We start from the raw sequence: 23,763 nt of genomic DNA on the forward strand, positions 1-23,763 counted from the left end.
GGATGAGGAGAAAAGGAGGCGAGGAGGGAAAGAGGGAAGGAGAGATATTTTCCGCACTCCCACACTCCTTGATCTCCTGTATCCTTCTTGTTATGGTCCGGAAAAAACAGCCCCTTCTATGTCCTCTCGACTCAGAGAATACTTGAAAGCACGTTGGATATCTTGTCCATCATCTCCGGCTTGGAGATATCGCACGATGATTTGCTCAATATCTAGCGAGAGTTCTGCTTGCCAAGTAGATCGCTGTAGCCGCCAGCAATGCAGTTGTTTTTCATCTCGTTCACAGCCTTGCTCTCTCAACCAATATTCAATTTGGGGGAGGGGATGGTTGTATAACGGTGTTTCCGGGGGAGGAAGACGCATAATTTCAGTAAATAGTCAATTGTAAAAAGTTAAAATTTTATTTTTTATTTGGAATTTCTGAAGGGATACTTGGTTGAGAAATACTGGTATTGGGTTGTTGTATTGCTGAGGTGTGTAGTAGTTCTGTTTGAAAAGCACCTTCACCACGAGTTAAGCCGATCGCGATCGCCAACAACAAACAACCCAAAAGGGTTAATCCTAGAATAAATAAAGCAAAGATTTCACCAGCGCTGAGTGGGCGATCGCTTGCGTCAAGGTAAGCTGATTTAGACCAGTCGTAAGAATAGGAAACTGGGTGGTTCAAGTCGAGGGGTGGTTGGATGACTCCAAAGCGGGAATAGCCAATTTTAAGGTCGTAGCTAAGCCGTCGTTCTGGGCTGCTTAGGGTAGCGTACGCCTCGTTAAGTTGCTGAAATTTGGCAGTTGCTACAGCAGTGGGTAATTTTGTCGTATCTGGATGATAGTGCTTGCTCAATTCTCGGTAAGCACGACGGATTTCAATTACCGATGCTGAGGGATGCAGTCCTAGAAGGGAGTAATAGGTTGGTTTGCTGCTTTGTGGCATTGCCCCATTTTGATTCACAGCCGTTTCACTCACCTAGCTAAACGTTTTTTCTAATATTCTAAACCTAATTATTCCCTCAGCAGTTTAAAGCCGTCACGAGTCTGTGATTGGTTGTTGGTTGTCAGTTGTCAAAAACGACTACCAACAATAACGATTGATCATCGCTATTTTACCAAATCGGCGCGGGGTTTAAAGGTTTCTATCTGTCGTAACTTTTCGTAGAGTTCACGTTCTTGGTCAGTAATATTTTTTGGGGCTACGATCTGAATTTCTACCAATTGGTCACCACGTTCACCGTTTTCCTTGGGGTAACCTTTGTTGGCAAGACGGAAGCGTTGACCTGAACGTACACCAGGGGGAATAGACATTTTTACTGGTCCGTCTAAGGTTGGCGCTTCTATCTGTCCTCCTAAAACTGCTTCGGTGGGAGTGACTGGAACCTGACAAAAAACATTGGAGCCTTCTATTTTAAATAAATAATGAGGGTTTACTGTAATTTTTAAGTATAAATCGCCATCATTGATACCTTGGTTTTTCAGGCGGATGGTTTGACCTGTGACCATACCAGGAGGCATATTGACTTCGAGCGATCGCCCATCTTCAAGCCGAATCCTCTCGCTTCCACCTTTGTATGCTTTTTCCAATGGTAACGTTAGTCTTGCTTCTATATCTCGGCGAGTGGGGCGAGAATTTACTGTGTATTGAACTTTTCTGTTTGTGGAACTAAAGGGATCACTCTCCACTCCAGTTGTGGAAGTTCCATTTTTGGTGTCTTTGCGAACACCGACACCTATGACTTGATTGATAAAACTATCAAAATCAGAATATCTACCAGGATCTACCTCTTGATTGCGCGTACGACCGTTTGTACGATTCCAGCCGTTCTCTCGTGATGCTGCTTGTTTGTCAAAACCTTTTTGTTTCCAAAAACGACTAAATTGGTCGTATTGCGCCCGTTTAGCTGTATCAGAAAGAACTTCATAAGCCTCTCCGATATCTTTAAATTTTTCTTCTGCTGCTTTGTTTCCTGGATTGAGGTCTGGGTGATACTGACGCGCTAACCGTCGATAGTTCTTTTTGAGATCTTCATTGGACGCATCTTTCGTTACTCCTAAAATCTCGTAGTAATCCCGAAAATTCTGCAAATTTGGCATAGTTTCAGCTATTTATCTTTAAGTTTTAAATTTTAACTTTTTTACTGGCTATTCATTAATTCTTTAACGACTAACTAATTACCTATTACCTCTTACAAACTACTAAATCCGAATTTAAAATCAACCTTTTTTTTCGGTTTCTTTTATCTGTTAATACTTTTTTTGAGGTACTAGGGGCGGGGTTTCCCGCCTTAATTTCTATCAGACGTTATAACCAATTATCATCGTCATCATCCCAGTTCTCCTGGTAGCTAGGACGGGGTTTGCGTGAATACTCGCTCTTATCAGAGGAACGACCTCTCCTGTCATAATCTCTGTTGTAGTCCTTGTTATAATCTCTGTCATAGTCTTTGTCATAATAATCGCTGCGACCATCGCCTCTTGGGCGGCTTCCTCCGAGGGAATCGCGGTATGTATCCCTTTGGAATTCGCGATTATCGCCTCTTGGGCGGCTTCCTCCAGGAGAATCTCGGTCTTTTTCGCCAGTGAAGATTTCACGGATAGTACCAAACAAGTCATCTTCTTCATCATCAACGTAGTACTGGCGGATCTCACGATTTAGCTCATACAAAGCATCTTGCAAGTCGGCGTAAGCTTGGTCAATGCCTCTGTCATCATTTTCTTTCAAACTCTCGCGCAGTTCTCGGCAGATATTATCAATTCTTTGGCGGCGGCTGCGAGCAAGTTGCATCCCAAAATCCAACGCTACTTCTCTGAGTTGTCGTTCTGCTTGTCCAATCAATGAATCAGCACGAGTGCGTTTTTCTACCCGTTCTTTGCGTTCTCTGTCAATTTCAGCGTATCTTTCAGCATCTTGAATTGCTTGCCTGATTTCCCCTTCGCTCAAGGTAGAAGCACCTTGAACTGTAATACTCTGTTCTCTACCTGTGGTTCTATCCAGAGCTGTCACCTGTAAAATCCCGTTAGCATCTATATCAAATGATACTTGTATTTGCGGAATACCACGTGGTGCTGGGGGAATACCATACAGTTTAAACCGTCCCAGAGACTTATTATCTACTGCCATCTCGCGTTCGCCTTGGGCGACGTGAACTTCCACTGTATTTTGATTATTTTCTGATGTGGAAAAAATATCAGAGCGGCGTACTGGTATGGTGGTGTTGCGGGGAATCAGTTTTTTCATGACGCCGTTGACGGTTTCTAATCCTAAAGACAGGGGTGTGACATCCAACAGCAGGACATCTTTTAGTTCACCAGCAAGAATACCCGCTTGTATTGCTGCACCTACCGCCACAACTTCATCTGGATTGACGTTTTGGTTGGGTTGTTTGCCAATCATTGCCCGCACAAGCTGCTGTATCATTGGCATACGCGTAGCACCACCAACTAGCACAACTTCATCAATATCTGCAGGTGTTAAACCAGCGTCTTTCATAGCGCGTTTGACTGGAAGGCGTACGCGTCCAAGTAAATCATCAGACAAACCTTCAAACTCAGAACGAGTCAAACGAGTTTCGAGATGTTTTGGACCTTCTTGATCAGCAGCGATGAAAGGTAAGTTAATATCGGTGACGCTAACAGAGGAAAGTTCGATTTTGGCTTTTTCCGCGGCTTCTAACAAACGTTGTAAAGCTGAGCGATCGCGTCTTAAATCTACCCCCTCAGTTTCCAAAAATTTTTCTGCCAGCCAATTTACTATTTTTTTGTCAAAATCATTACCACCGAGTTGCGTGTCTCCACTAGTGGATCTGACTTCAAACACTCCATCTCCAACGTCTAAAATCGACACATCAAACGTGCCACCACCCAAGTCAAAGACTAATATAGTTTCAGTGCTGCCGCGATCCAATCCGTAAGCCAAAGAAGCGGCTGTCGGTTCATTGAGAATTCGCAGCACTTCCAAACCTGCTATTCTACCAGCATCTCGTGTTGCTTGTCGCTGAGAATCATTAAAATAAGCAGGAACGGTGATTACTGCGCCTGTCACTGGATCACCCAGGTACTTACTGGCGTCCTCTGCCAGTTTCTTTAGCACCATTGCGGAAATTTCTTCTGGAGCAAAATCTTTATTTAGACGAGGACAAGAAATTTTAATGTTACCAACCTCATCTTTGCGGATAGTATATGGGATTCGCTTAGAATCTGGGCTGAGTTCACCATACCTACGCCCAATGAAGCGTTTAACTGCGAAAAAGGTATCTTGTGGGTTGAGGAGGGTTTGGCGTCGTGCCATTTGCCCAACAACTCTTTCGCCTTCTTTGGTGAAGCCAACTACGGAGGGAGTCGTTCGCATTCCTTCTGCATTGGCAATCACCACCGGCTTGCCACCCTCCATGACGGCAACTACTGAGTTGGTTGTACCCAAGTCAATGCCGACTACCTTGCCCATGCGTTTTTGTTCTCCTGTAGTGTCTTATAAATTAATTTGTTTAGATCTAATGCTTGATTTATTGTATCTTGCTGTTGAGAATTACATGGTCAAACAGTGTTCCTTGTTAGTTAATTTGTGAATCTAAAGAACAATATCGAAAATCACCTCACCTCGATAGCCCGCGATCGCGATCCCTATCTTGCTACTGCTGGACATTTCTTTGTCCAAGAATACATTCGTCAACAATTTGCTCAATGGGGAAGTGTGGAAATCCACACCTTTAAAGTCAGGAGCAAAACTTGTCAAAACCTCATTTTGAATTTACCTTCACAACCTGAGTTCCAAAAGGGAGATTTGCCTCCTATTTTAATTGGTGCCCATTATGATGCTGTTCCTGGAACACCAGGCGCAGATGATAATGCTACAGGTATAGCAGTTTTGCTGGAATTGGCAAGAATCTTTGCATCCGTTCCAACAAAATATCCCCTGCAACTGGTGGCTTTTGATATGGAAGAATACGGGTTGCTAGGTCCTTCTGGTGCTTCTGAGTATGCAGCCGAGTTGCGACAACAAGACCAGCCGCTACGCTTAATGATTTCTCTAGAAATGTTGGGCTATTGCGATCGTACCCCTGGTTCGCAAACTTACCCATCTCCTTTAGAACGCTTTTACCCAAATCGTGGCGATTTTATTGCTTTAATTGGCAATTGGCGCACAATTCGTGACTTAATTTCTATTAGCCGCAGTATTCGTAAAGTTGGCGTACCTAGCCATTGGCTACCAGTACCTAACAGAGGTTTAATACTTCCACTGACTCGACGAAGTGATCATGCACACTTTTGGGATCAAGGTTATCCTGCAATGATGGTGACAGATACAGCCAATCTGCGAAATCCAAACTATCATAAACCCAGCGATACTATTGATACTTTAGATTTAAATTTTCTCACTGGTGTTTGTCAAGGTTTGGAAAGTGGGATTCGGCGTTTGTGAAAAAACAGATAACTATTCTTATCTGAAAAGTATTTAACGATAAAATTTTCAAAACTCTCTTTGAAAATATGTTTATCAGCGACAGGTAACCTTCTTATGGTTAAGACAAGTACAAGAAAAAAACTCACCTTAGAAGAATTTCTGGCGCTTCCAGAAGGAGATGTCAACTATGAGTTTGTAGATAGTTATGCAGTGCCTAAAGTGTCTCCCAAATTCTTTCATTCGACTTTACAGTTGACTCTGGGACTCTTGCTTCGTACTTGGTGTCAAGGAAAAGGTCGAATCGGTTCAGAGTGGGCAATTATTTTAAAGCGTCAGGGGCAAGATTGGGCACCTGTACCCGATTTGACTTATATTTCTTATAAACGTTTACCTAAAGTGTGGAAGCGCAATGAAGCTTGTCCTGTTCCTCCAGAATTGGTAATTGAAATTATTTCTTCAGACCAAACAATCAAGGAATTTGAAGACAAAGCACGAGATTATTTTCATGCTGGGGTGTCACGGGTTTGGATTGTCGATCCAGAAGCAATAACTATCAAAGTCTTTGTCTCGGTCGAAGATACTCAAGTTTACACTGATAATATGCCGATTGTAGATACTCTGCTTCCTGGTTTGGAGTTAACAGTTAGACAAGTTTTTGAAGAGGCAGAATTGCTTTGAATGTTGCTGGTGCAATTGTAGTTACGAATAATTAGAATTTCTTACCCAAAGTTAAGAAAACTTTTCCCTTTAAGTGAGTTATTGTCTGTGAACTAAGTAACCCAAGTTTTTTCTGCAACAGACAATAGTATCAGCTAAAACCGCTAGAATAGAGATTTGGAGCATTGTGCATCCGGTTATGAGTCTTCCTATAGTTGCTATTATTGGTCGCCCGAATGTGGGCAAATCTACCTTGGTCAATCGTCTTGCCGAGGAACAATCTGCTATTGTTCATGATCAACCAGGTGTGACGCGCGATCGCACTTATAAACCAGCATACTGGCGCGATCGCGACTTTACAGTTGTTGATACTGGTGGTTTAGTCTTTAATGATGATACCGAATTTTTACCATTGATTCGTCAACAAGCAATGGCAGCCCTAGCAGAGGCAAGTGTTGCTATTTTTTTAGTAGATGGTCGCACAGGACCAACACCCGCTGACGAAGAAATTGCTGAGTGGTTGCGACAACAAAAAGTCCCTGTTTTGCTAGCTGTCAATAAATGCGAATCCCCAGAACAAGGTTTGATTCAAGCAGCCGAATTTTGGGAATTGGGATTGAGCGAACCTTTCCCAATCTCTGCTATTCATGGAAGTGGTACAGGAGACTTACTTGACGTACTGATTAACTATCTTCCTGCTACACCAGAAGTCCCAGAAACCAACGAGATTAAAGTGGCAATTGTGGGACGTCCCAATGTGGGTAAATCCAGTTTATTGAACACTTTTGTGGGAGAAACAAGGGCAATTGTTAGCCCAATTTCTGGTACAACCCGTGATGCGATTGATACCGTAGTAGAACGAAACGGGCAAATTTACCGCTTGATTGATACGGCAGGAATTCGCAAAAAGAAGAATGTAGAATATGGTCCGGAATTCTTTAGCATCAACCGTGCCTTTAAAGCAATTCGTCGCGCTGATGTGGTTTTATTGGTGATAGATGCCCTTGATGGTGTCACCGAGCAAGACCAAAAATTAATTGGGCGGATTACTGAAGAAGGTCGAGCTTGTATTATTGTGGTCAATAAGTGGGATGCTGTCGAAAAAGACTCTTACACCATATATGATTACGAAAAACATCTGCAAGAACGACTGCATTTTACTGAATGGGCAGAAATGATTTTTGTCAGCGCCTTGACTGGACAACGGGTAGAAAAAATTTTGGAATTGGTTGATAAAGCAGCCGAGTCACACAAACGTCGTGTGAGTACAGCGGTGATCAACGAAGTTTTGGAAGAAGCAATAGGTTGGCACTCGCCGACAGTCTCTCGTGCTGGACGCCAAGGCAAAATTTACTATGGCACACAAGTTAGTAGTCAACCGCCTACAATAGCATTGTTTGTCAACGATTCCAAACGCTTTAACGATAACTACCGGCGCTATATCGAGCGACAATTTCGCCAACATTTGGGCTTTCAAGGAACTCCTATCCGTATTTTATGGCGGAGTAAAAAAGCCCGTGAAGTCGAAGGTACTAATGCAAATCGGGCTACCCGCGTGTAATAAAGTGAGCCAGCGCTGCAGGAGGGGAGCCACTACGTTGGACGGGTTTCACAGGCTTAGACGCCCGGAGGCGGTGAGGGGGTCGCGGTCTTGGCGGTTCCCGTCGATTGCGAACCCCCGAACCCGAAGGGCTTCCCGATAGCCGTAAGGCGTGGCGTCAGCCATAGGGTAGCATGTGGCGTTTTCCCGACCTAGGCGACGGGCGTTCCCGAAGGGTAAAAAGGTAAAAGATAAGAAATTTTGCCTTTTGCCTTTTGCCTTTTAACTTTTACCTTTTTTATGGATTTACTGCGATCGCTGCCAATTGGGCTTTACTTAGAACAACCTCAAACTTGGTTACATAAACTCGATCCACGAGTCAAGTTGATCTGGTTGATGAGCTTTTTGACAACTTACATTTTTGCCAATAACTTATGGCGCGTGCTGTTGGTGGTACTGTTGATTTTTGCTACTTTAATAGCGCGAATCCCCCGAAGAGTTTGGCAGCAGCAAATGGGCTGGCTGTTGACATTCTGCTTTTTTATTTTGGTCGTTATAGCTATCACTCCTGATGGGCTTGGTATCAAATATCAACCGCGCCTGCCGAATAACCAACAAGTTTTAACAGAACAATCAGCTTCTACTCAGTCTACTCCAGCACCAATGTCCGCCAATAAGCAGCAAGATTATAAGTATGTGCTGTTTGACAAAGGCCCAGTTAAGGTGACTCGGCGTTCATTGGATTTGGCAATCAGTGTGAGTACGATGTGGTTTACCCTGATCTACAGTTGCAATCTGTATCTGTTGACAACCGCAACAGAGGAAATCACCGCGGCTATAGAAAGTTTAATGCAACCCTTGCGACGGTTGAAGTTACCTGTGACGGAAATAACTTTAACTTTAACTTTGTCTTTGCGGTTTATTCCCCTGGTTTTAGAAGAAATCCAGAATTTAGTTCGTTCTGTGATGACAAGGGCTATTAATTGGAAAAAGTTAGGATTGAAAGGAGCCGTTAAAGTTTGGATGTTGGTTGCAGAACGCCTGTTGGAAAATTTGCTACTTAGAGCAGAGCAAATGGCAAGTGCAATGACGGTGCGAGGGTTTACAACTCCTAGTGAACATCGTGTGCAATGGCACCATTTACGATTGAGAAGAGGTGATTGGCTGGCGATCGCAATTTTAATCTTATTCTGGGGGGTTCGGCTGGCAATAGGTACTGAAGTTTAGGGAACGCTTAACAGGGCTAATGATTTGATTGTCCGCTAGTACTCATTTTATATTCCATGTCATCTCATAGCTTCAACATAAACTTCTCTAAACTTTTGAGCAACTTTACTCCAAGTGTATCTTGATAAGACTTTTTCACGACCAGCATTACCCAAAGTTTTTGCCCAAGAAGAGTTTTTTAATAAATCTATAATTGCTTCTGCCAGCATTTCCTGGTTCTTATAATCTACCAAAAGCCCATCTCTTCCCTCATCTATCACCCAAGGTATTGCTCCAGCGCGACAACCAATCACAGGTTTACTCGCAGCCCAAGCTTCTAAAAATGCAATTCCAAAAGACTCAAAACCAGAAGGATAAGCAAACACATCTACGGCAGAAAATAAGAGAGGTTTTTCCTGATTAGAAAAGTTATAAAAAAGCTTGACTTGCTTTTTATATAACTCTGGTAATTGATCAATAATATTTTCTACTTTTTCTGCAAACATTGTCTTTGCTCCTGCTAATAGAAGCTGCACATCAGGAAATTTTTGCCAGACAAGTGTCATCGCTTGTACAAGAGTATCTACTCCTTTATGTCCTCCAAATTGTCCAATAAAACCTACGACTGGTTGTTCTTTAAAACCGAAATGCTTTTTGGCTTGGGTTGAGGAAATTTGTGCAAAAGGTTCTGGATCAACTCCAACTCCCACGACAGCTACACGTTGAGGTGAAACTCCTTGTTGAATAACATAATCTGCCTCGTATTTTGTATTAGATAAATAATAAGTAGATTGCTCAATAGCACTATAAATTCTAGAGCGTTGAAATGCCCAATTATCTTGTGGATGTATCCCCCCATGTAAAATACATGGTCTTCCAGATTGTTTTGCACCGTTAAGTGCTGCGTACATATGTAGTAATGGAAAAGATGAAGCAGCAATAATATCAGCCGGAAATTCTTGGATAGCTTTTTTTAACCCAGGAATGATTGGTCCTCCTGCTATTGTTCTTAAATGCTCGTTGAATGGTAAGTGTAGACGATAAGCAACTTTTTGAGGAAATCGAAACATTTGGCTGATTCGGCTATTGACTGGAAACCGCCGCACTTTGACACCGTTGATTTCTTCTTCACCTGGTTGTAAACGTGGTAGCTTTGGATTAAAAAAACCTTCTCCATTGAAGCAATTTGTCGTGAAAACAGTGACTTCATCGCCAAATTGCTCAACTAATTCTTCAGAAATTCGTTGAATGAGCAATTCTGTACCCCCAATTGCTGGGGTATAACCTTGAGTAACGTGCAGAATTTTCATAATTTGAACGAACCGCCAAGTCGCCAAGGACGCCAAGAAAAGAGAGAAAAGAGAACTTCACTAATGGTTTAGGATTGCTATATACTTATGTCAAGTTAGTAGCTTCTATTGACTTTTAGATTTTTTAAATTTGAATTGCTTAGTTACCGCCGAAACTTTTTCCCGATGCGTTGCAGAAGTTCGCGACTTCCCTCAGTACGCCAAATTTCAATGACTCGGGCTAATTTACCACGTTTTACTACGGTCGGGGTGACGAGTTTACGTGTTTGTCGGTCAGGTGCGTACTCTGGCTGTAAACAGTAGCGCCGCAGAGGTTCGACGACTTGTGACCAATTTAAGGAGTCGCGTAAGGGTTCAAATGCTGAAGCCCAAGATGATTTGGGGCGTTCTAATATTTGGGCGATCGCCACTCGCACTGCTTCCGCATCCAATGGTGGTACAGCTTTACCAACACCATACTCTTTTACCCATTCACTCGTGACATCTCCCTCACTCACAAGTACAGGTAAACGCGCCCAGAGATAATCTAATACTCGTGTGCGAATGGAATAACGAGTTTCGATGTGTGGGGGATGAAGAGTCACACCGATGTCCGCTTCACACAACAGCGCTTCTCTTTGTTCGTATGGTATCCATTCGTAAAAGAAAATGGTACGGTCTTTTTCCCCAATTTCAGCAGCAAGCACTTGAACTTGTTCCGCCATTTTATGTGGAGCAACCTGAGGATTGGGATGACGTGTTCCTAAAAATACGAGTCGTGCTTGTGGGTATTCAGCAATCACACCAGTCCAAGCTTTTACCAAAGTTAGGGGGTCGAGCCAGTCCCAAATGCCGCCGCCCCACAGTACAATACGAGCATCTTCTGGAAATCCAGGATGTATACCGCGTAATGTAGGATTGGGACGAGGTTCTCGGTTAAGAAAGCCAATTCCGACAACATCAATTAAAGAACGCAGGGTGCTATCTTTGGCAAAGTTGCGCGGGTTGATGCGTCCATTGGAAGCGAGTAAACCGATCCAAAAATCTCGCTGGCGATCGCTTCCACAAATGAAAAAATCACCTAAACGCGCTAGGTTATTGGTGACATCTACTGCGCGGTTGTTTAAGCTTTCTTGTGCGGCGATCGGCTTGTTGAGATGGTAGTGTAAATTTTCTAAAATAAACGGATCATACAAGTCAACGATGATGCGTTTTTGTGTCTGGTGCAGAAAGGGAAATTTTTCTACCATGTAACCAGACACTAAGGCGATGTCACTGCTTTCCACCAACACTTGTAAACTTTTTGGGCGTTCATCCCAGTAACGCACCAATTTAATATTGGGGACTTCGAGAGTTGTTTCCGAGGGGATAGCAAGGGTGACATCCAAATCCTGACTAAGGACACGTGCTAATTCCAAGTAACGCATCCCTGGACCTGCCATTTTAGTGTCTACCACATCATTACTGACAATGAGTAGGTGTGGACGTTTTATGTTTTCTAATTCACGCATCAATTGAATTTTGATTTTAATATTCCTTTTAGCTTAAACCACTGATTTCTCAGTTGCCAAAAACTGCTTCTTTCCATGTAGTCAACTAAAGCTTTTAATCGTTCAATTTCTGCATCTTTGTGTTTAAATTCTGTGTGTAATTGAGAAATTTCTATCAAGTTCTTACTTCTCTGGATTATATATTCCAATCTATTTTTCATCTTTTGACCAATCACTTTTGGGCTTAAGCAAGACCTAATGTCTTCAGATGCTTTTGCACCTATCTGCTTTGCTTCTTCATAATTTTTAAACACATGTTGCATTAAATATGCTGCATGCTCAACATCTGGTTCTGCCCATGTACTTCCCTTCTTATAATGTGCATAATCTTCTGTTAAGGTAGTTAAAGAATACTTGACAGGAAAACTGTTATTAACATTCATAAAGTCAGTATTTCCAGAGTAAGCAGTGGCTATGACTGGTTTTCCATAGAACATAGCCTCAGCAATAGTTAAGCCAAACCCTTCTGAGCGATGTAGAGATACATAACAATCACAATGGTAAATCAGAGCATTGACATCATTTTTGAGCAAATATTTATCAATAATTTTTATATTTTTAAAATCTTGTACTAAATCTTTTAACTGTTTATATTTATCAGGGAACTTGTGAGCATTAGAAAATTTAATAACAAGCAATACTTGATCATTTTTACCAAAGGCTCGCTGAAAAGCTTCAATCACTGCTATAGGATTTTTGCGTTCAAAAACACTGTAAAAATCAAATATCAACAGAAAAATAAACTTATTATCTGGTAGCCCCAGCGATTGTTTACTTACTGTAGGTTGTGGTAACGAGATACTGTGCATGACTTTAAGGACTGGCACAGGTGATAGTGGTGCGATCTGCCCTTGGCAGTAAGCTTCGCTGATTGCCTCCACACTGTAACTGCTGGGAGTCCATATTTCATCAAAAAGATTGAATGCTCTTAGCCATTCTTTGGGAAAATCAGGAAGCTCCCATGCCCACAATCCAATATTGTACTTATTTTTAAAATATTCAATCCCTACAGAGTTCATAAACAAATTTATCATATCCCCATTCACATGAACAATATTAATTGGATGGGGATTATCGTCTGAGAAATTTGTATAAGTATCATCTAATTTTCTATGAAACGTATTGAAAGTGCAGTTGTTAAGTACGAAAGGAATATCAACTGCTTCGAGTGCTCTAATAGTTGAACGCACCCCTTCGCCCAAACCAAATTCACTGTTTACATAACCTGCGATGTTAACACCAGGTAAAAAACTTGCAGCAAATGGTGAAATTTCTGGTTCTGAATTCATATTATGCAATTACTTATTTTCGTTTAGTTGTTTCAGGTCATAATCAACCATTAACTCCACCAATTCCTTAAAAGAGGACTGAAGTTCCCAACCAAGTCTGCTCTTAATTTTATCAATGCAACCAACCAACTGCACTGGTTCATCAGGGCGGTAGAATGCTGGATCAACGCAAATGTAATCTTCCCAATTGAGTCCAACACAGCTAAAAGCACATTCAACGAGTTGTCTAACCGAGTGCGTTTCACCACTTGCTATGATATAGTCATCAGGTTGTTCTTGCTGCAACATTAGCCACATAGCATAAACAGCATCTTTGGAGTAGCACCAGTCACGACGAGCATCAAGGTTGCCTAATTTTAGTTCATTAGCTAGACCAAGTTTTACAGTGGCAGCTGCTTGAGTAATTTTCCGAAACACAAATTCAGTACCACGTCGCGGTGATTCATGGGTATAAGTTATACCACAGCAGGCGTAAAGGTTATATTGTTGGCGATAGTTGATAGTCATCCAGTGGGCGTATGCTTTGGCGACACCGTAGGGATTACGAGGGCGAAAGGCGGTGCGTTCGGTTTGGGGTGATTCGTCAGGTTGACCAAAAACTTCGCTACTAGAGGCTTGGTAGAATTTAGCATCTGGTTTGCAGCGACGGATCGATTCTAGCAGGCGAGAGACACCGAGAGCAGTATATTCAGCAGTCAGAGCTGGTTGTGTCCAAGAAAGGGGGACGTAGCTTTGGGAGGCGAGGTTGTAAATTTCGTCTGGTTGAGTTTCGGCGACGACATCCATTAGCGAAGTTTGATCCAGCAGATCGCCAGAGACAATTTGAATCTGGTTGAACAGATGGCTGACACGTTCCAAGTTACTTGTGCTAGAACGACGGACTAAACCAAAGACTTGGTAGCCTTTGGATAAAAGAAGTTCCGCAAGATAAGAACCGTCTTGTCCAGTGAGTCCAGTAATCAGGGCTTTTTTAGTCATTGATTTACCATTGTGCTTGTGAAAGCAGAGGATGTGTTTGGAAAAACCAAGTACAAGATTTCACAAGAAGTTTATAGCGTTATTGAGTTCTTCTAGGCTTAAGCAGTATGTTACTCAATACGTTGTAAATTTATGAAATGCTGTACTAACAGAAGTAAAATGGTTTTATTTTTTCCAGACTACCAAAATAACTCCACCTATAATCAAGCTCAAACCCATAAGACGAGTTAGAGGAATGGGTTCTTTTAATATGAAATAACCCAGTATAACGGAAAAAACATAAACCAGAGAAACAGATGGACCGGCAACGCTCAGGTTGACTCTGGTTAAAAGTAAAATATAAGCCAGAGCACCTAAAGCGTAGCAACTTAGCCCTACTAAAAGTTCAGGCGTTGTCAAGATGCTGAGAATATGAGCAACTACATTCCCTACATGAACTTTGCCTAATTTGAGTGCTCCTGTTTTTAAAAAAAATTGACCTGCTACACTAGCGATGACTGACATCAGTAATAAACTCAATTCTTGTAGTGTCACAAATATTTCCTTGCTGTATACGTATAATATGTAAAAAATTTTACATGATTAAGTGAGTCAGTTCTTACAGTAATAAAGACTTTTTAAAAATAAGTTTTTTGAGGAGCTTGTTTTATTTTTTTACACTACTGAGCGACAACTTCTATAGGAATTTTTAGAAAAGTTGTATTTTGATCACTAAACCAAGCCACACCCTCTTGAACCATTGTCAAAGCTAAGTAATATTTTCCAGGCTGATCAGGAAATTTGATAGTTGCGTTGAACTTTTGGAAGCTTTGTACAGCCACACTTTTTGCTAAAGGAGTACGCTCACCTTTAAAAACAATAACTTTACCATTAGCATCTAACCAGTGATAGGCAAGATTCACAGGATGAGCACTTGCGTTCTGCCATGTAAAATCACTAATATTTTTTACTATTACTGGAATTTTTACTATCTCCCTAACCTTACCAGATTTGAATGGTTTTAAGACTTGTATTTCTTGATAAAAGTGGCGTTTTTCTCCAACTATTACCGTGATTGTATAAGAACTGTTGATATTATTGTTTTTTGGAAACTCACCGACTCCTTCAGCTATCAAATCAAATGTAAGTTTGTACGTACCTATTTCTTTAGGAAATGAAATAGAACTAATTACATTAGCGATTTCATATTTTTTTGTGATACCAGAAACATCAAGACGCACCTCTTGAAATGCCTGATTATTGCTGTTGTAGAATATTCCTCTTACACGCGTTTCGCCTTTTTCAAGTGCAGACTGGTAACCATACCAGCTTGATATACCTGTATTTTCTAAATAAGTTTTAAGAACTTTTTCATAACCAGGTTGAACTGATAAGTAGGTCGGTGTTGAAAATTGTCGTTATGACAAGGCAGGAGGCAGAGGGCAGAAGGCAGAAGAGAAGAGCTTTTTGGGCAACTTTACTTTCCGTTACATACTTCGGTTTTTTTGCGCCGTTCTACTTATTATTGAATTGAGAGGTTGACCTTTTTCGTCTGTCACTTGTTTGATGATCCCACTTAGCCCTTGAACGATTTTCTTCTATTTTGATAGATTGAATCACTTCCCGTCGAAACGCTTTATAACATGTTTCCATATCTGTTATGTTGATATTTGTAAACATATTAGACAACATTGTCAGAAATCCATTTCCTATCCTATGCCAATAGTACACAACTCTATGAGGCCTACCACTTTGAAAACGAGAGCCGAATACGACATCAGCCTTGTTGTGTAAAATAGGTCGAATCATTATAGGATATTCTTGAGGGTCATACTCCAAATCAGCATCTTGAACAATGACAATATCACCAGTTGCAGCAGTAAATCCAGTACGCAAGGCAGCTCCTTTACCTCGATTTTTTGAGTGATAAATAACTTGGTTAACCTGCGATTCTAATTTTGTTCTTAAAAGTTCTTGTGTACCATCTGTTGAACAATCATCAACAATGATGATTTCACAATCTGTAACTGGAGATGCTTGAACAGCCTTAACAACCTGTCCAATTGTTCCGATTTCGTTATAGCAAGGTATAACTACAGAAAGTTTCATGACAAAGCCTCCTACACCACAAATAGAAACCGTTCAGTCAAATCTGAAGTTATGAGGAAACTGCTGAAAGGCAGTAACTCTAACCAATATTTTTTCAGCCGTGTTTAAGTATATAGTTATACCAAAAAAAATTAGAATGTCAATTTATTCTGGAACTCATTATTAATAGAGAAAAAGCAACTGGTTTATAAAACCACTAGAAAACTAGCCTTTTCCCGAAAACTAGACTCTTTTTGAAAAAAATTGACAAAAATAAATATAGCAATCCGATTTTATCCCTGAATGACTTGTAAAAAGAGCCAACAGGGAACAGGCAATAAAGATGCACGAAGCTTCGCAAAAATCAAATAAGAGTCCTATATGTGACTCTGTTAGATATATTTTTTAATAGTTTCTGAAAGATTCTTTTTCACACTGCCAAAAGCATAATTTTCTACCACATATTTCCTGGCTATGTGACCCATTTTACTTGACTTATGTTCCTGTGCCATGATTTGTTGTATTCCTTCACTAAAGCCCGCGTAATCGTGGTAAATTTGACCACACCCACTACGTACAACATGTTCAACTAAAACTTGACAACAGCCATTGACTAATACTGGTGTACGTTGAGCCATAGCCTCCAAAGTGACTATGCTAAAACTTTCATAAGGTGAAGGCATAACAAAAATAGAAGCCCCAGCCATGAGTTGGAATTTTTCTTCGGCTGAAACAAATCCACGAAATTCAATATCTGGACGAGATGGTATTTCTATTTCAGCTTTACCTGTCAAAATTAAACGCAGGTTCGATGGGTAACTTTTCTTAAATTCAATGAAGAAATTTATTAAGTCGCTACATCCTTTACTTGGATCAATACGACCACAGTAAAGTAAATATGGATATTCAGCTTGAAAAGGACTACAAGGTAATGTTTCAACTGCCATAGATACAACACTACCTGGCAATTCTCCCCATAACTTTTCTCCAAGTACTTTTTCAGCATTTGTCAACCATATCCAACCGCGAACATTTTCATACATATGCTTATAAGCGGTTAAGTATGCCAGTGGTTCATCATGAAGTGTTGGTACTAGTAGAACCTTGGCTAAGGGAACCTGAGTGACTCCAAAGTAAGTGGTTGGATAAAGATAAGTTGTAAATATAATAGCTTCGTAGTCATGACACCGCTCTTTTAAAAAAGATAGCAGGGGTTCTGAGTAGGGACCTTGACGGCGAATAAACTCTTCTTGAAGTGCAATATTCCAAGGTATGAGTTTGCTATTCTTTAATTGAATATGCTTGCGGTAATGAAACTCTCGTAAAAGTCTTGCATGTAAATTGTGCCAGTAGTTACTTCGTCCTATAGTTACTGGGAAGCGATAAATGTTGATATCTTGCTTTGCCTCAGAACCCGCAGGTAGGACATTAGCCCAGCTTGTATACTCTAATGCTGTTGTTGTCAGGACATCAACTTTGTATTCATCACTCAATAAAGTGGCATATTGCCATGCTAAAGCTTCTGACCCGCCTACTATGCTTTCATGCCATCGTTGAACAACAATTGCAACCTTTTTCATTCTATGTTTTTGATAATTTCTATAAACTTTGTTTCGATCCGTTCATTTGTAAAAGCTTCATTGTATCGCAGCCATCCTAGTTCACCTAGATTGGCACTAACGACTTCGTCCCGAGCGATACAGTCTATCGATCCAGCTAATAAATAAGGATCTGGCTGATCCCAAACCAAACCTGCTTTTCCTACCGTGTAAGGAATAGCAGTTGAACCATAAGCTACTATTGGCAGTTTCATTGCCATAGCTTCTACCAGTGGTACACAAAACCCCTCATGTTCACTTGTCATCAGAAAAACATTGGAGACAAGATAGTAGGCTTTTAGAGCTTCATTAGAAACTCCTCCTGTAAAGACGACTGAATCTTGTAAACCGACATCGTTTACTTTTTGATGAATCAAATTACTATAGTCTTTTAAGCGTTCATCTTCTTTTCCAACGATGAAAAGACGACTGTGTGGATTGTAGGTATTGTGGTAAATATCAAAAGCGTCAATCAGTGTAGCGTGTCCTTTATTTGGTGCTAAACGACCAACCATTAAAATATTGACTGTGCCATCTATGTATCTATCTAAAACACTAAGGTCTGCATCTATATATTGCAAATCTTGAATATGATGGAAAGGAGGCAATACCACAACATTTTCTTGAGGAATTTTTAGGGAATATAATTCAGAAGCATTATATTCGGAAGCCGGTAGGTAAAATATGTCTTGTATAGCAGCAATATATTTCAGTTGTTCTCGTCCGTCTCTACAAACAACTGTATATTCTGCGTTAATATTTTCATAAAATTTTGCTGGCGTCACATTGTGGTATCTTACCACCTTTTTACAATTTATTTCTCTTAAAAGATTAAGAGCAAACTCCCAACCTACAGAATAGTGATAAATTAAGACATCAGATTTTTTCTGTAAAAAGTTTCTGATATCTTTTATATGTTTGATTTGATGTTTATCAAAGCTTCCTCCCTCTACAAATATCTGGGCTTCATACCCATTTTTCATGAGAGATTTCTGCATTGCTATAACATCATTACCGACTGCATCTCCATCTACAAGACACGGGGTTAAAATAGCAATCCTAGTCACAGTTAATATCCTAATAATAGGGAATTGCGAGAATGTATTATTTTATATGAACATTTCAGCCGAGTTTAGTACTTGAGTTATGCTATTCCGTTGTATTACAAAAATATTTTGTTCCTACTCATTTTTGTACCCAATCACAGCATAGTCTTGTGAACCATAAAAGAAACTATTTAAGCGTTCAACTATGGGAGAACCACTCAATTTTTGATCTTCTGGATAAGAATTAAGCTTCATAATTGTGACTTTGGACAGACCGCGAGCCTGGGCTGTAAACTTTATCATGGTACTGGGCAAGGGATTGCGATGAGTTGGATCTACATAAAATGTATGAGTAGCTACTAATATATTCTCCGGGTTGGGTGTTTCAAAAATAGCAAGACCTCCAGGACTAAGAACCCTGACAGTTTCATCAAACAATTTAATCAAGACTTCAAATGGCAAATGCTCTATAATGTGGAACCCAGTGACTGCACCTAAACTTCTATCTGGTAAAGAGTGCAGATATGCAATGACGTCTGATTCCATTACTTCCAGTCCTCTGGCTTTAGACTGTTCTATCATGACTCGATTGATGTCAATACCCCTTGCTGTGTATCCAGAGTCACCCAGCAACTCCAACCATTCGCCGCGTCCACAACCCACATCCAAAATAGGTAAGTCTGGTGTACCAACCTTTGCTTCTTGAATTAAGGGTAAGTAAACTTTTAACTTGTTAAAAATATCTTCACGGCTACCTCGAAACTGGTCTTCAAAAGCTACATAAAAAGCATCAAGTGAATGTTGTTCTTCATTAGCAAAAGCTTTCAACTGTTCTTGGTTAAAAGGTTCTGGTAATCGTTTGTGTGCTTCTTCCAAAAACATGCTTATTATACGCTTTTGCTGCATAAAATCATTTTTCAGATAGTTATCGTTTGTTTGATGATGCGTATCCAGGTTTTCTACACGAGTACTTACAGCATTTAGCTGTTCATTGATTCCTTGCAGGCGAGTATCCACACTACGCAAACGCTCATCTCCTCCTTGGACTTGTGTTTCTAGAGTTTTGAGATGCTCATCTATTAACTGTTTTTGACTATTTACAGCATCAAAATGCTCTTGTATACTAGTTCTCCAACTATTTACCTTGGTATTAGTATCATCCCAACCATCATTTATAATTGAAACACAGTTACAAACAATATCTAAACGCTCATCTATCTCTTGTAAACGAGTTTCTATACCATTGAATCGAGTATTCACAGCATCATAGCGCTCATCCATCTGAATTTTTAAATTTCTTATTTGCTCTGTCATCTGTTGATTCAGTGCCACAGATTCTTTCAAAGCGCGGATGACATTAAAATTGACTTCTCGTTGATCTTTGAAGATAAAATTTAGTATTTTTAAAGCAAGTTTTTGTAAAGGTTGACTTAAATTAAAAGGAAATTTTTTAAGGTTTTCAGGCCATTGAGTGCGGATAATAGCTCTAGACTCAGCATTAGAAAGCAAATTGTTAAGATGATTGAATATATGATGAAGTGTTCCTGTGCCATTGGAATTTTCTGGTTTGTATGTCGTTACGTTCCTTTGTTGAGGTTGTCTGGGACGACTAGCGACTTCCTCGCGAATTTTATCCATTAATTCATTGACGTTAATTTTCGGATTATTTGCATCCATCATTCTTATCTACTTATCTATTATTTAAGATTTAATTTTTTTTAATTTTTCTCAGTCAATGGTTTGATATCCTTTATTGTTTTAGCAGGAATACCTGCCACAATGTGATAGCTAGGAATATCACCCTTGACTACAGCACCTGCACCAATTACAGAATGCTTTCCAATCCTGCATGGACCAAGTACTGTTGCATTACTTGCTATCCATGCACCTTCCTCAACGATAATATCATTCCCTTGCTTCGGAAAATCATTTCTTCTATCAATACCAAATTTATTATAATTATGAGTTCCGGTTATTAAACTCACATTATGACCAAAAAAAACATAGTCCTCAATCACTATATTTCCAGAAGATAAGTTAAATGTAGCATTATTAACAATGCAAGTTTCTGATAAGTTTAGTTTTTTTGGGTCACCAAAAACTAAATGTTGGTTTAGCATAACCTCTTTAATACGTTCATCAAAATAGCCTTGAGCTAAATATTGAACGAGATAATTATCCACAGTTCTTTTTATCATTATTTCTAGCCTTGATTTGAAAAAACTGTTTATCCTTTTATACATAATGATGATTCCTCACATAATCTGACTTTCCTTCCAGAAACTTGAAAAATACCATCTACAAAATCCTTGACAGCTGCTTGTATTACAGTTGCATTTTGAATCCAATCCAACATTTCCAAATTTTCGTGTGGTCCATCACCAAAAGCTATGTCGAAAGCATAGCTTCCTCCTACAAGATGAGGCCAAACAAACTCAAATTCAACTACAGATCTTCCTATTTCTGATTGAGATAACCAGTAATTGGCAAAGCTTTTATCTATCAATTCAGTACTCCATCCAGATAAAACAGTCCGCAGTCTATCGAGAAGAGCTATACCTACATTAGGTTTTCTAATTTGATCATGTCTTAATGTGGTTATTCTGACTCTTACTATATCTCCTGGATAAACTAAATTAATTGGCTGATTATCTGCATCTATTAAATACACACTTTCAATTTCCGCACGCCCTGTACCAAATCTTTCAAATCCATTAAATGCAATATATGCCTTTCCTGTAAAAGGGTTGAATTCTTTATGAGTGATTTTATTGATATCAATTTTTTCTTCTGTGGTATTTTGTAAAACTTGTTGTTGTGACTCTATATTATGTATTGCAGTTCTTTTATTGACTTCTTCATGTATCCAAGCTTGATAGTGTTTGCATACTTCTGCTGGCTTTCCGGTATCTACTATTACACCTTGATTCATCCAGAGTGCTTCTGTGCAAAGCCGGGAAACAGCACCTACATCATGGGATACAAATAAAATTGTCCCTCCTGCATCTTGAAAATCTCGAATTTTTGCCATGCAGCGATGCACGAAAACACCATCACCTACAGCTAATGATTCATCTACAATCAAGATTTCAGGATTAACATTGATTGCTACTGAAAACGCTAGGCGGACAAACATCCCACTTGAATAGGTTTTTACTGGCTCCTCCATGAAATCGCCAATTTCAGCAAAAGTAGCAATATTGTCAAACTTAGTTTCTATCTCTTCTCGGGTTAACCCTAGAATTTGCCCGTTGAAAAATACATTCTGCCGTCCTGTAAACTCAGGATTAAACCCACTACCAAGCTCTAATAGTGCAGAAACACGACCATTGACGTGTACTTCTCCTGTAGTGGGTGTCAGCGTTTTGGCAATAATTTGTAACAGCGTACTTTTGCCAGAGCCATTTTGACCTATAATCCCCACAGTTTCTCCCTTAGAAACCTTGAGGTTAATATCCTGCAATGCCCAAAACTCTTGTGCATGGTTTTTACCTGGTAGTAAAACTTCTTTGAGCCTATCTACCGGGCGAGCATAGCGCCTGTAGCACTTTGAGACATTCTTGAGAGATATTGCAATTTCCTCACCCATAGCACACACGCATATTCCTACGACATCTGAAACTCTTATAAGATTTTGAATCAGAAATCATCAATTAAGCTATAAAACTTAGTAAACTCTGGCGAAAATAATAACGTTAAGTGGCCGCATTTTGCTATAACACGTCAGCAAACGCTGGACGCAACCGCTTATACACCCAAAAACCGCAACAAAATATAACTGTAGAAGTCACAAAAGCAACTCCCCACTCGCCCCAATGTTTAACTTGTCCGACTAAAATTAAGTCACGATAAATTTCAGCAATAGCTGTCAGAGGATTTAACCAAAATACCCACTCCCGGAATTCTGGTGGTATGGACGATGCTGGATAAACAATTGGTGTTAGATACAACCAAAGCTGTAAAATAACTGCCAAAGTCTGCGGTATATCTCGCAGAAATACCGTTAGTCCTGCTGTCAAATAACCTAATCCTGCTGTCAACAACAACTGTGGTAGCCAAACCAACGGTAAGAGCGCCAAAGTTGTATGTAAAGTCTGAGTTTGTACCGCCACAAAAAAAATCAACGCCATTAAACCAAAGGAACTCTCAATAAACGTTGATAAAATTGGCACCAGGGGTAACAAAGATAAGGGAAACACAACTTTTTTTACTAAGTTAGGCTGTCCTATCACCGAAGTAGAGGCTTGCATCAAACCACCACTAAAAGCAATCCAAGGCAGTAACCCTGCAAATAGCCACAAACCAAAGGTAAAATTGTTTTCTGGAAAACCTTTGAGACTTAGCTTTGCTTTTAGTACAATTGAGAACACATAAGTATAAATCAGTAACTGGGATAGCTGATTCAACAAAGGCCATAAATTCCCTAAAACAGAACCTTTGTAGCGTGCTTCTAAATCCCGTCGCACCAAAGTTCTCAACAAATCAAACTTTGCCAACCACTGTTCATGAAACGGCAAGATACGCTTTAGCTTCCCCGCCTTTCGGACAACTCCTCGCATTGTTCGCAACAATTGCTGCTCCTTGCTCACTACCGACACACCAGATTTCTCTCAATGAAGCCCAACAGCTACTAAAGTTCCCGCTGTACTTCGTATTGGAAGAATAAGTTTTTTGTCAAAATGCTGTGAATTTACCTTGTAAATTATACGATTAATTGAATATTTTGCAGCATATGTTGTCTGTTATTTCAGCTAAAAAGAACTCAATTAAACTCTTGTGGCTCGCTTACCTTAAATCGGAACTGTTCCAGCATTATTAATTAATTATGTTTGTGATGCTGAAGATCCAACAAGTCATTGTTTCACATTTGAGGCAAGTTATCCGGATCAATTCCCTGACTACGCAAATACTCAGCTAGTCTCTCGGCTCGTAGGCGTTCTTGTTCAACTTGTTGTGTAGATGTTAGTATCCATTGATTGTTTGCATCGTACCAACGTAGCCATATACCTGTGATATTCTCGTAAGAACCTTGCCACACTCCCAAACCTTGCTGTATCTCTTCTAACCACAAACGTTGGTTAGGTAAAGATAATTCTTGATAAGTAGCTCAACCTAATTAAATGTAAAACGCTCGACTTGGTACTGACCTTGTAT

At 40.1% G+C, this 23,763-nt stretch carries 22 protein-coding genes; 4 read left to right on the top strand and 18 right to left on the bottom strand.

Features of this window, described 5'->3' with window-relative positions:
- Positions 1-90: 90 nt before the first annotated feature.
- The 4 genes from AC5JM2_RS10305 to dnaK form a co-directional block, all read right to left on the bottom strand.
- Positions 91-363: a DUF3143 domain-containing protein gene (locus tag AC5JM2_RS10305; RefSeq protein WP_495834792.1), complete on the bottom strand. Its 273-nt coding sequence runs from the start codon at positions 361-363 to the stop codon at positions 91-93.
- Positions 364-400: 37 nt separating this feature from the next.
- Complete coding sequence (locus AC5JM2_RS10310; RefSeq protein ID WP_495834813.1) at positions 401-928, bottom strand: J domain-containing protein; 528 nt, start codon at positions 926-928, stop codon at positions 401-403.
- Between the two features lie 164 nt (positions 929-1,092).
- Positions 1,093-2,082 (bottom strand): DnaJ C-terminal domain-containing protein, encoded by a 990-nt coding sequence (locus tag AC5JM2_RS10315; protein WP_495834793.1) that lies wholly within the window; start codon positions 2,080-2,082, stop codon positions 1,093-1,095.
- Between the two features lie 208 nt (positions 2,083-2,290).
- On the bottom strand, positions 2,291-4,432 hold the full coding sequence (dnaK, locus tag AC5JM2_RS10320) for a molecular chaperone DnaK (protein ID WP_495834794.1): 2,142 nt from the start codon (positions 4,430-4,432) through the stop codon (positions 2,291-2,293).
- 117 nt (positions 4,433-4,549) lie between these two features.
- On the opposite strand from dnaK, the gene AC5JM2_RS10325 reads away from it, so the two are divergent.
- The 4 genes from AC5JM2_RS10325 (at position 4,550) to AC5JM2_RS10340 (ending at position 8,813) form a co-directional block, all read left to right on the top strand.
- Positions 4,550-5,407, top strand: coding sequence for a M28 family peptidase (locus tag AC5JM2_RS10325; RefSeq protein WP_495834795.1), 858 nt, complete (start codon positions 4,550-4,552; stop codon positions 5,405-5,407).
- 96 nt (positions 5,408-5,503) lie between these two features.
- A complete protein-coding gene (locus AC5JM2_RS10330; protein WP_495834796.1) occupies positions 5,504-6,067 on the top strand; it encodes a Uma2 family endonuclease in 564 nt (187 codons plus the stop codon).
- A 178-nt stretch (positions 6,068-6,245) separates the two neighbouring features.
- Positions 6,246-7,607, top strand: coding sequence for a ribosome biogenesis GTPase Der (der, locus tag AC5JM2_RS10335; RefSeq protein ID WP_495834797.1), 1,362 nt, complete (start codon positions 6,246-6,248; stop codon positions 7,605-7,607).
- A gap of 279 nt (positions 7,608-7,886) precedes the next feature.
- On the top strand, positions 7,887-8,813 hold the full coding sequence (locus AC5JM2_RS10340; protein ID WP_495834814.1) for an energy-coupling factor transporter transmembrane component T family protein: 927 nt from the start codon (positions 7,887-7,889) through the stop codon (positions 8,811-8,813).
- Positions 8,814-8,872: 59 nt separating this feature from the next.
- Here AC5JM2_RS10340 and AC5JM2_RS10345 read toward each other — a convergent pair whose 3' ends face one another.
- From AC5JM2_RS10345 to AC5JM2_RS10410, 14 genes are all read right to left on the bottom strand, one after another.
- Positions 8,873-10,102 (bottom strand): glycosyltransferase family 4 protein, encoded by a 1,230-nt coding sequence (locus tag AC5JM2_RS10345; protein ID WP_495834798.1) that lies wholly within the window; start codon positions 10,100-10,102, stop codon positions 8,873-8,875.
- 143 nt (positions 10,103-10,245) lie between these two features.
- Positions 10,246-11,592: a glycosyltransferase family protein gene (locus AC5JM2_RS10350; protein WP_495834799.1), complete on the bottom strand. Its 1,347-nt coding sequence runs from the start codon at positions 11,590-11,592 to the stop codon at positions 10,246-10,248.
- On the bottom strand, positions 11,592-12,920 hold the full coding sequence (locus tag AC5JM2_RS10355) for a glycosyltransferase (RefSeq protein WP_495834800.1): 1,329 nt from the start codon (positions 12,918-12,920) through the stop codon (positions 11,592-11,594). Before AC5JM2_RS10355 ends, AC5JM2_RS10350 begins: the two co-directional genes overlap by 1 nt.
- A gap of 9 nt (positions 12,921-12,929) precedes the next feature.
- Positions 12,930-13,898, bottom strand: a complete 969-nt coding sequence (locus tag AC5JM2_RS10360) for a GDP-mannose 4,6-dehydratase (RefSeq protein WP_495834801.1) — start codon at positions 13,896-13,898, stop codon at positions 12,930-12,932.
- A gap of 165 nt (positions 13,899-14,063) precedes the next feature.
- Positions 14,064-14,432 (bottom strand): EamA family transporter, encoded by a 369-nt coding sequence (locus AC5JM2_RS10365; protein WP_495834802.1) that lies wholly within the window; start codon positions 14,430-14,432, stop codon positions 14,064-14,066.
- Positions 14,433-14,557: 125 nt separating this feature from the next.
- Complete coding sequence (locus AC5JM2_RS10370; protein WP_495834803.1) at positions 14,558-15,118, bottom strand: hypothetical protein; 561 nt, start codon at positions 15,116-15,118, stop codon at positions 14,558-14,560.
- Positions 15,119-15,392: 274 nt separating this feature from the next.
- A complete protein-coding gene (locus AC5JM2_RS10375) occupies positions 15,393-15,986 on the bottom strand; it encodes a glycosyltransferase family 2 protein (RefSeq protein ID WP_495834804.1) in 594 nt (197 codons plus the stop codon).
- Between the two features lie 371 nt (positions 15,987-16,357).
- Complete coding sequence (locus AC5JM2_RS10380) at positions 16,358-17,545, bottom strand: glycosyltransferase family 4 protein (protein ID WP_495834805.1); 1,188 nt, start codon at positions 17,543-17,545, stop codon at positions 16,358-16,360.
- Positions 17,542-18,630: a glycosyltransferase family 4 protein gene (locus AC5JM2_RS10385; protein WP_495834806.1), complete on the bottom strand. Its 1,089-nt coding sequence runs from the start codon at positions 18,628-18,630 to the stop codon at positions 17,542-17,544. Before AC5JM2_RS10385 ends, AC5JM2_RS10380 begins: the two co-directional genes overlap by 4 nt.
- Before the next feature lie 114 nt (positions 18,631-18,744).
- Complete coding sequence (locus tag AC5JM2_RS10390; RefSeq protein ID WP_495834807.1) at positions 18,745-20,289, bottom strand: class I SAM-dependent methyltransferase; 1,545 nt, start codon at positions 20,287-20,289, stop codon at positions 18,745-18,747.
- A 38-nt stretch (positions 20,290-20,327) separates the two neighbouring features.
- Entirely contained in the window at positions 20,328-20,807 is a 480-nt protein-coding gene (locus AC5JM2_RS10395) for an acyltransferase (RefSeq protein ID WP_495834808.1), read from the bottom strand.
- A 29-nt stretch (positions 20,808-20,836) separates the two neighbouring features.
- Positions 20,837-22,198: an ABC transporter ATP-binding protein gene (locus AC5JM2_RS10400; protein ID WP_495834809.1), complete on the bottom strand. Its 1,362-nt coding sequence runs from the start codon at positions 22,196-22,198 to the stop codon at positions 20,837-20,839.
- A 124-nt stretch (positions 22,199-22,322) separates the two neighbouring features.
- On the bottom strand, positions 22,323-23,168 hold the full coding sequence (locus AC5JM2_RS10405) for an ABC transporter permease (RefSeq protein ID WP_495834815.1): 846 nt from the start codon (positions 23,166-23,168) through the stop codon (positions 22,323-22,325).
- Between the two features lie 302 nt (positions 23,169-23,470).
- Positions 23,471-23,680 carry a hypothetical protein gene (locus tag AC5JM2_RS10410; RefSeq protein WP_495834810.1) on the bottom strand — a complete coding sequence of 70 codons (210 nt, stop codon included), beginning with the start codon at positions 23,678-23,680 and terminating at the stop codon, positions 23,471-23,473.
- Positions 23,681-23,763 lie beyond the last annotated feature (83 nt).

The sequence above is a fragment of the Brasilonema angustatum genome (assembly GCF_059505445.1).

Bases quoted from the DNA above. Each gene is read 5' to 3' on its own strand.
- AC5JM2_RS10305 (WP_495834792.1), bottom strand. From the start codon at position 363: ATGCGTCTTCCTCCCCCGGAAACACCGTTATACAACCATCCCCTCCCC.
- AC5JM2_RS10310 (WP_495834813.1), bottom strand. From the start codon at position 928: ATGCCACAAAGCAGCAAACCAACCTATTACTCCCTTCTAGGACTGCAT.
- AC5JM2_RS10315 (WP_495834793.1), bottom strand. From the start codon at position 2,082: ATGCCAAATTTGCAGAATTTTCGGGATTACTACGAGATTTTAGGAGTA.
- dnaK (WP_495834794.1), bottom strand. From the start codon at position 4,432: ATGGGCAAGGTAGTCGGCATTGACTTGGGTACAACCAACTCAGTAGTT.
- AC5JM2_RS10330 (WP_495834796.1), top strand. From the start codon at position 5,504: ATGGTTAAGACAAGTACAAGAAAAAAACTCACCTTAGAAGAATTTCTG.
- der (WP_495834797.1), top strand. From the start codon at position 6,246: ATGAGTCTTCCTATAGTTGCTATTATTGGTCGCCCGAATGTGGGCAAA.
- AC5JM2_RS10340 (WP_495834814.1), top strand. From the start codon at position 7,887: ATGGATTTACTGCGATCGCTGCCAATTGGGCTTTACTTAGAACAACCT.
- AC5JM2_RS10345 (WP_495834798.1), bottom strand. From the start codon at position 10,102: ATGAAAATTCTGCACGTTACTCAAGGTTATACCCCAGCAATTGGGGGT.
- AC5JM2_RS10350 (WP_495834799.1), bottom strand. From the start codon at position 11,592: ATGCGTGAATTAGAAAACATAAAACGTCCACACCTACTCATTGTCAGT.
- AC5JM2_RS10355 (WP_495834800.1), bottom strand. From the start codon at position 12,920: ATGAATTCAGAACCAGAAATTTCACCATTTGCTGCAAGTTTTTTACCT.
- AC5JM2_RS10360 (WP_495834801.1), bottom strand. From the start codon at position 13,898: ATGACTAAAAAAGCCCTGATTACTGGACTCACTGGACAAGACGGTTCT.
- AC5JM2_RS10375 (WP_495834804.1), bottom strand. From the start codon at position 15,986: ATGAAACTTTCTGTAGTTATACCTTGCTATAACGAAATCGGAACAATT.
- AC5JM2_RS10380 (WP_495834805.1), bottom strand. From the start codon at position 17,545: ATGAAAAAGGTTGCAATTGTTGTTCAACGATGGCATGAAAGCATAGTA.
- AC5JM2_RS10390 (WP_495834807.1), bottom strand. From the start codon at position 20,289: ATGATGGATGCAAATAATCCGAAAATTAACGTCAATGAATTAATGGAT.
- AC5JM2_RS10395 (WP_495834808.1), bottom strand. From the start codon at position 20,807: ATGATAAAAAGAACTGTGGATAATTATCTCGTTCAATATTTAGCTCAA.
- AC5JM2_RS10400 (WP_495834809.1), bottom strand. From the start codon at position 22,198: ATGGGTGAGGAAATTGCAATATCTCTCAAGAATGTCTCAAAGTGCTAC.
- AC5JM2_RS10405 (WP_495834815.1), bottom strand. From the start codon at position 23,168: ATGCGAGGAGTTGTCCGAAAGGCGGGGAAGCTAAAGCGTATCTTGCCG.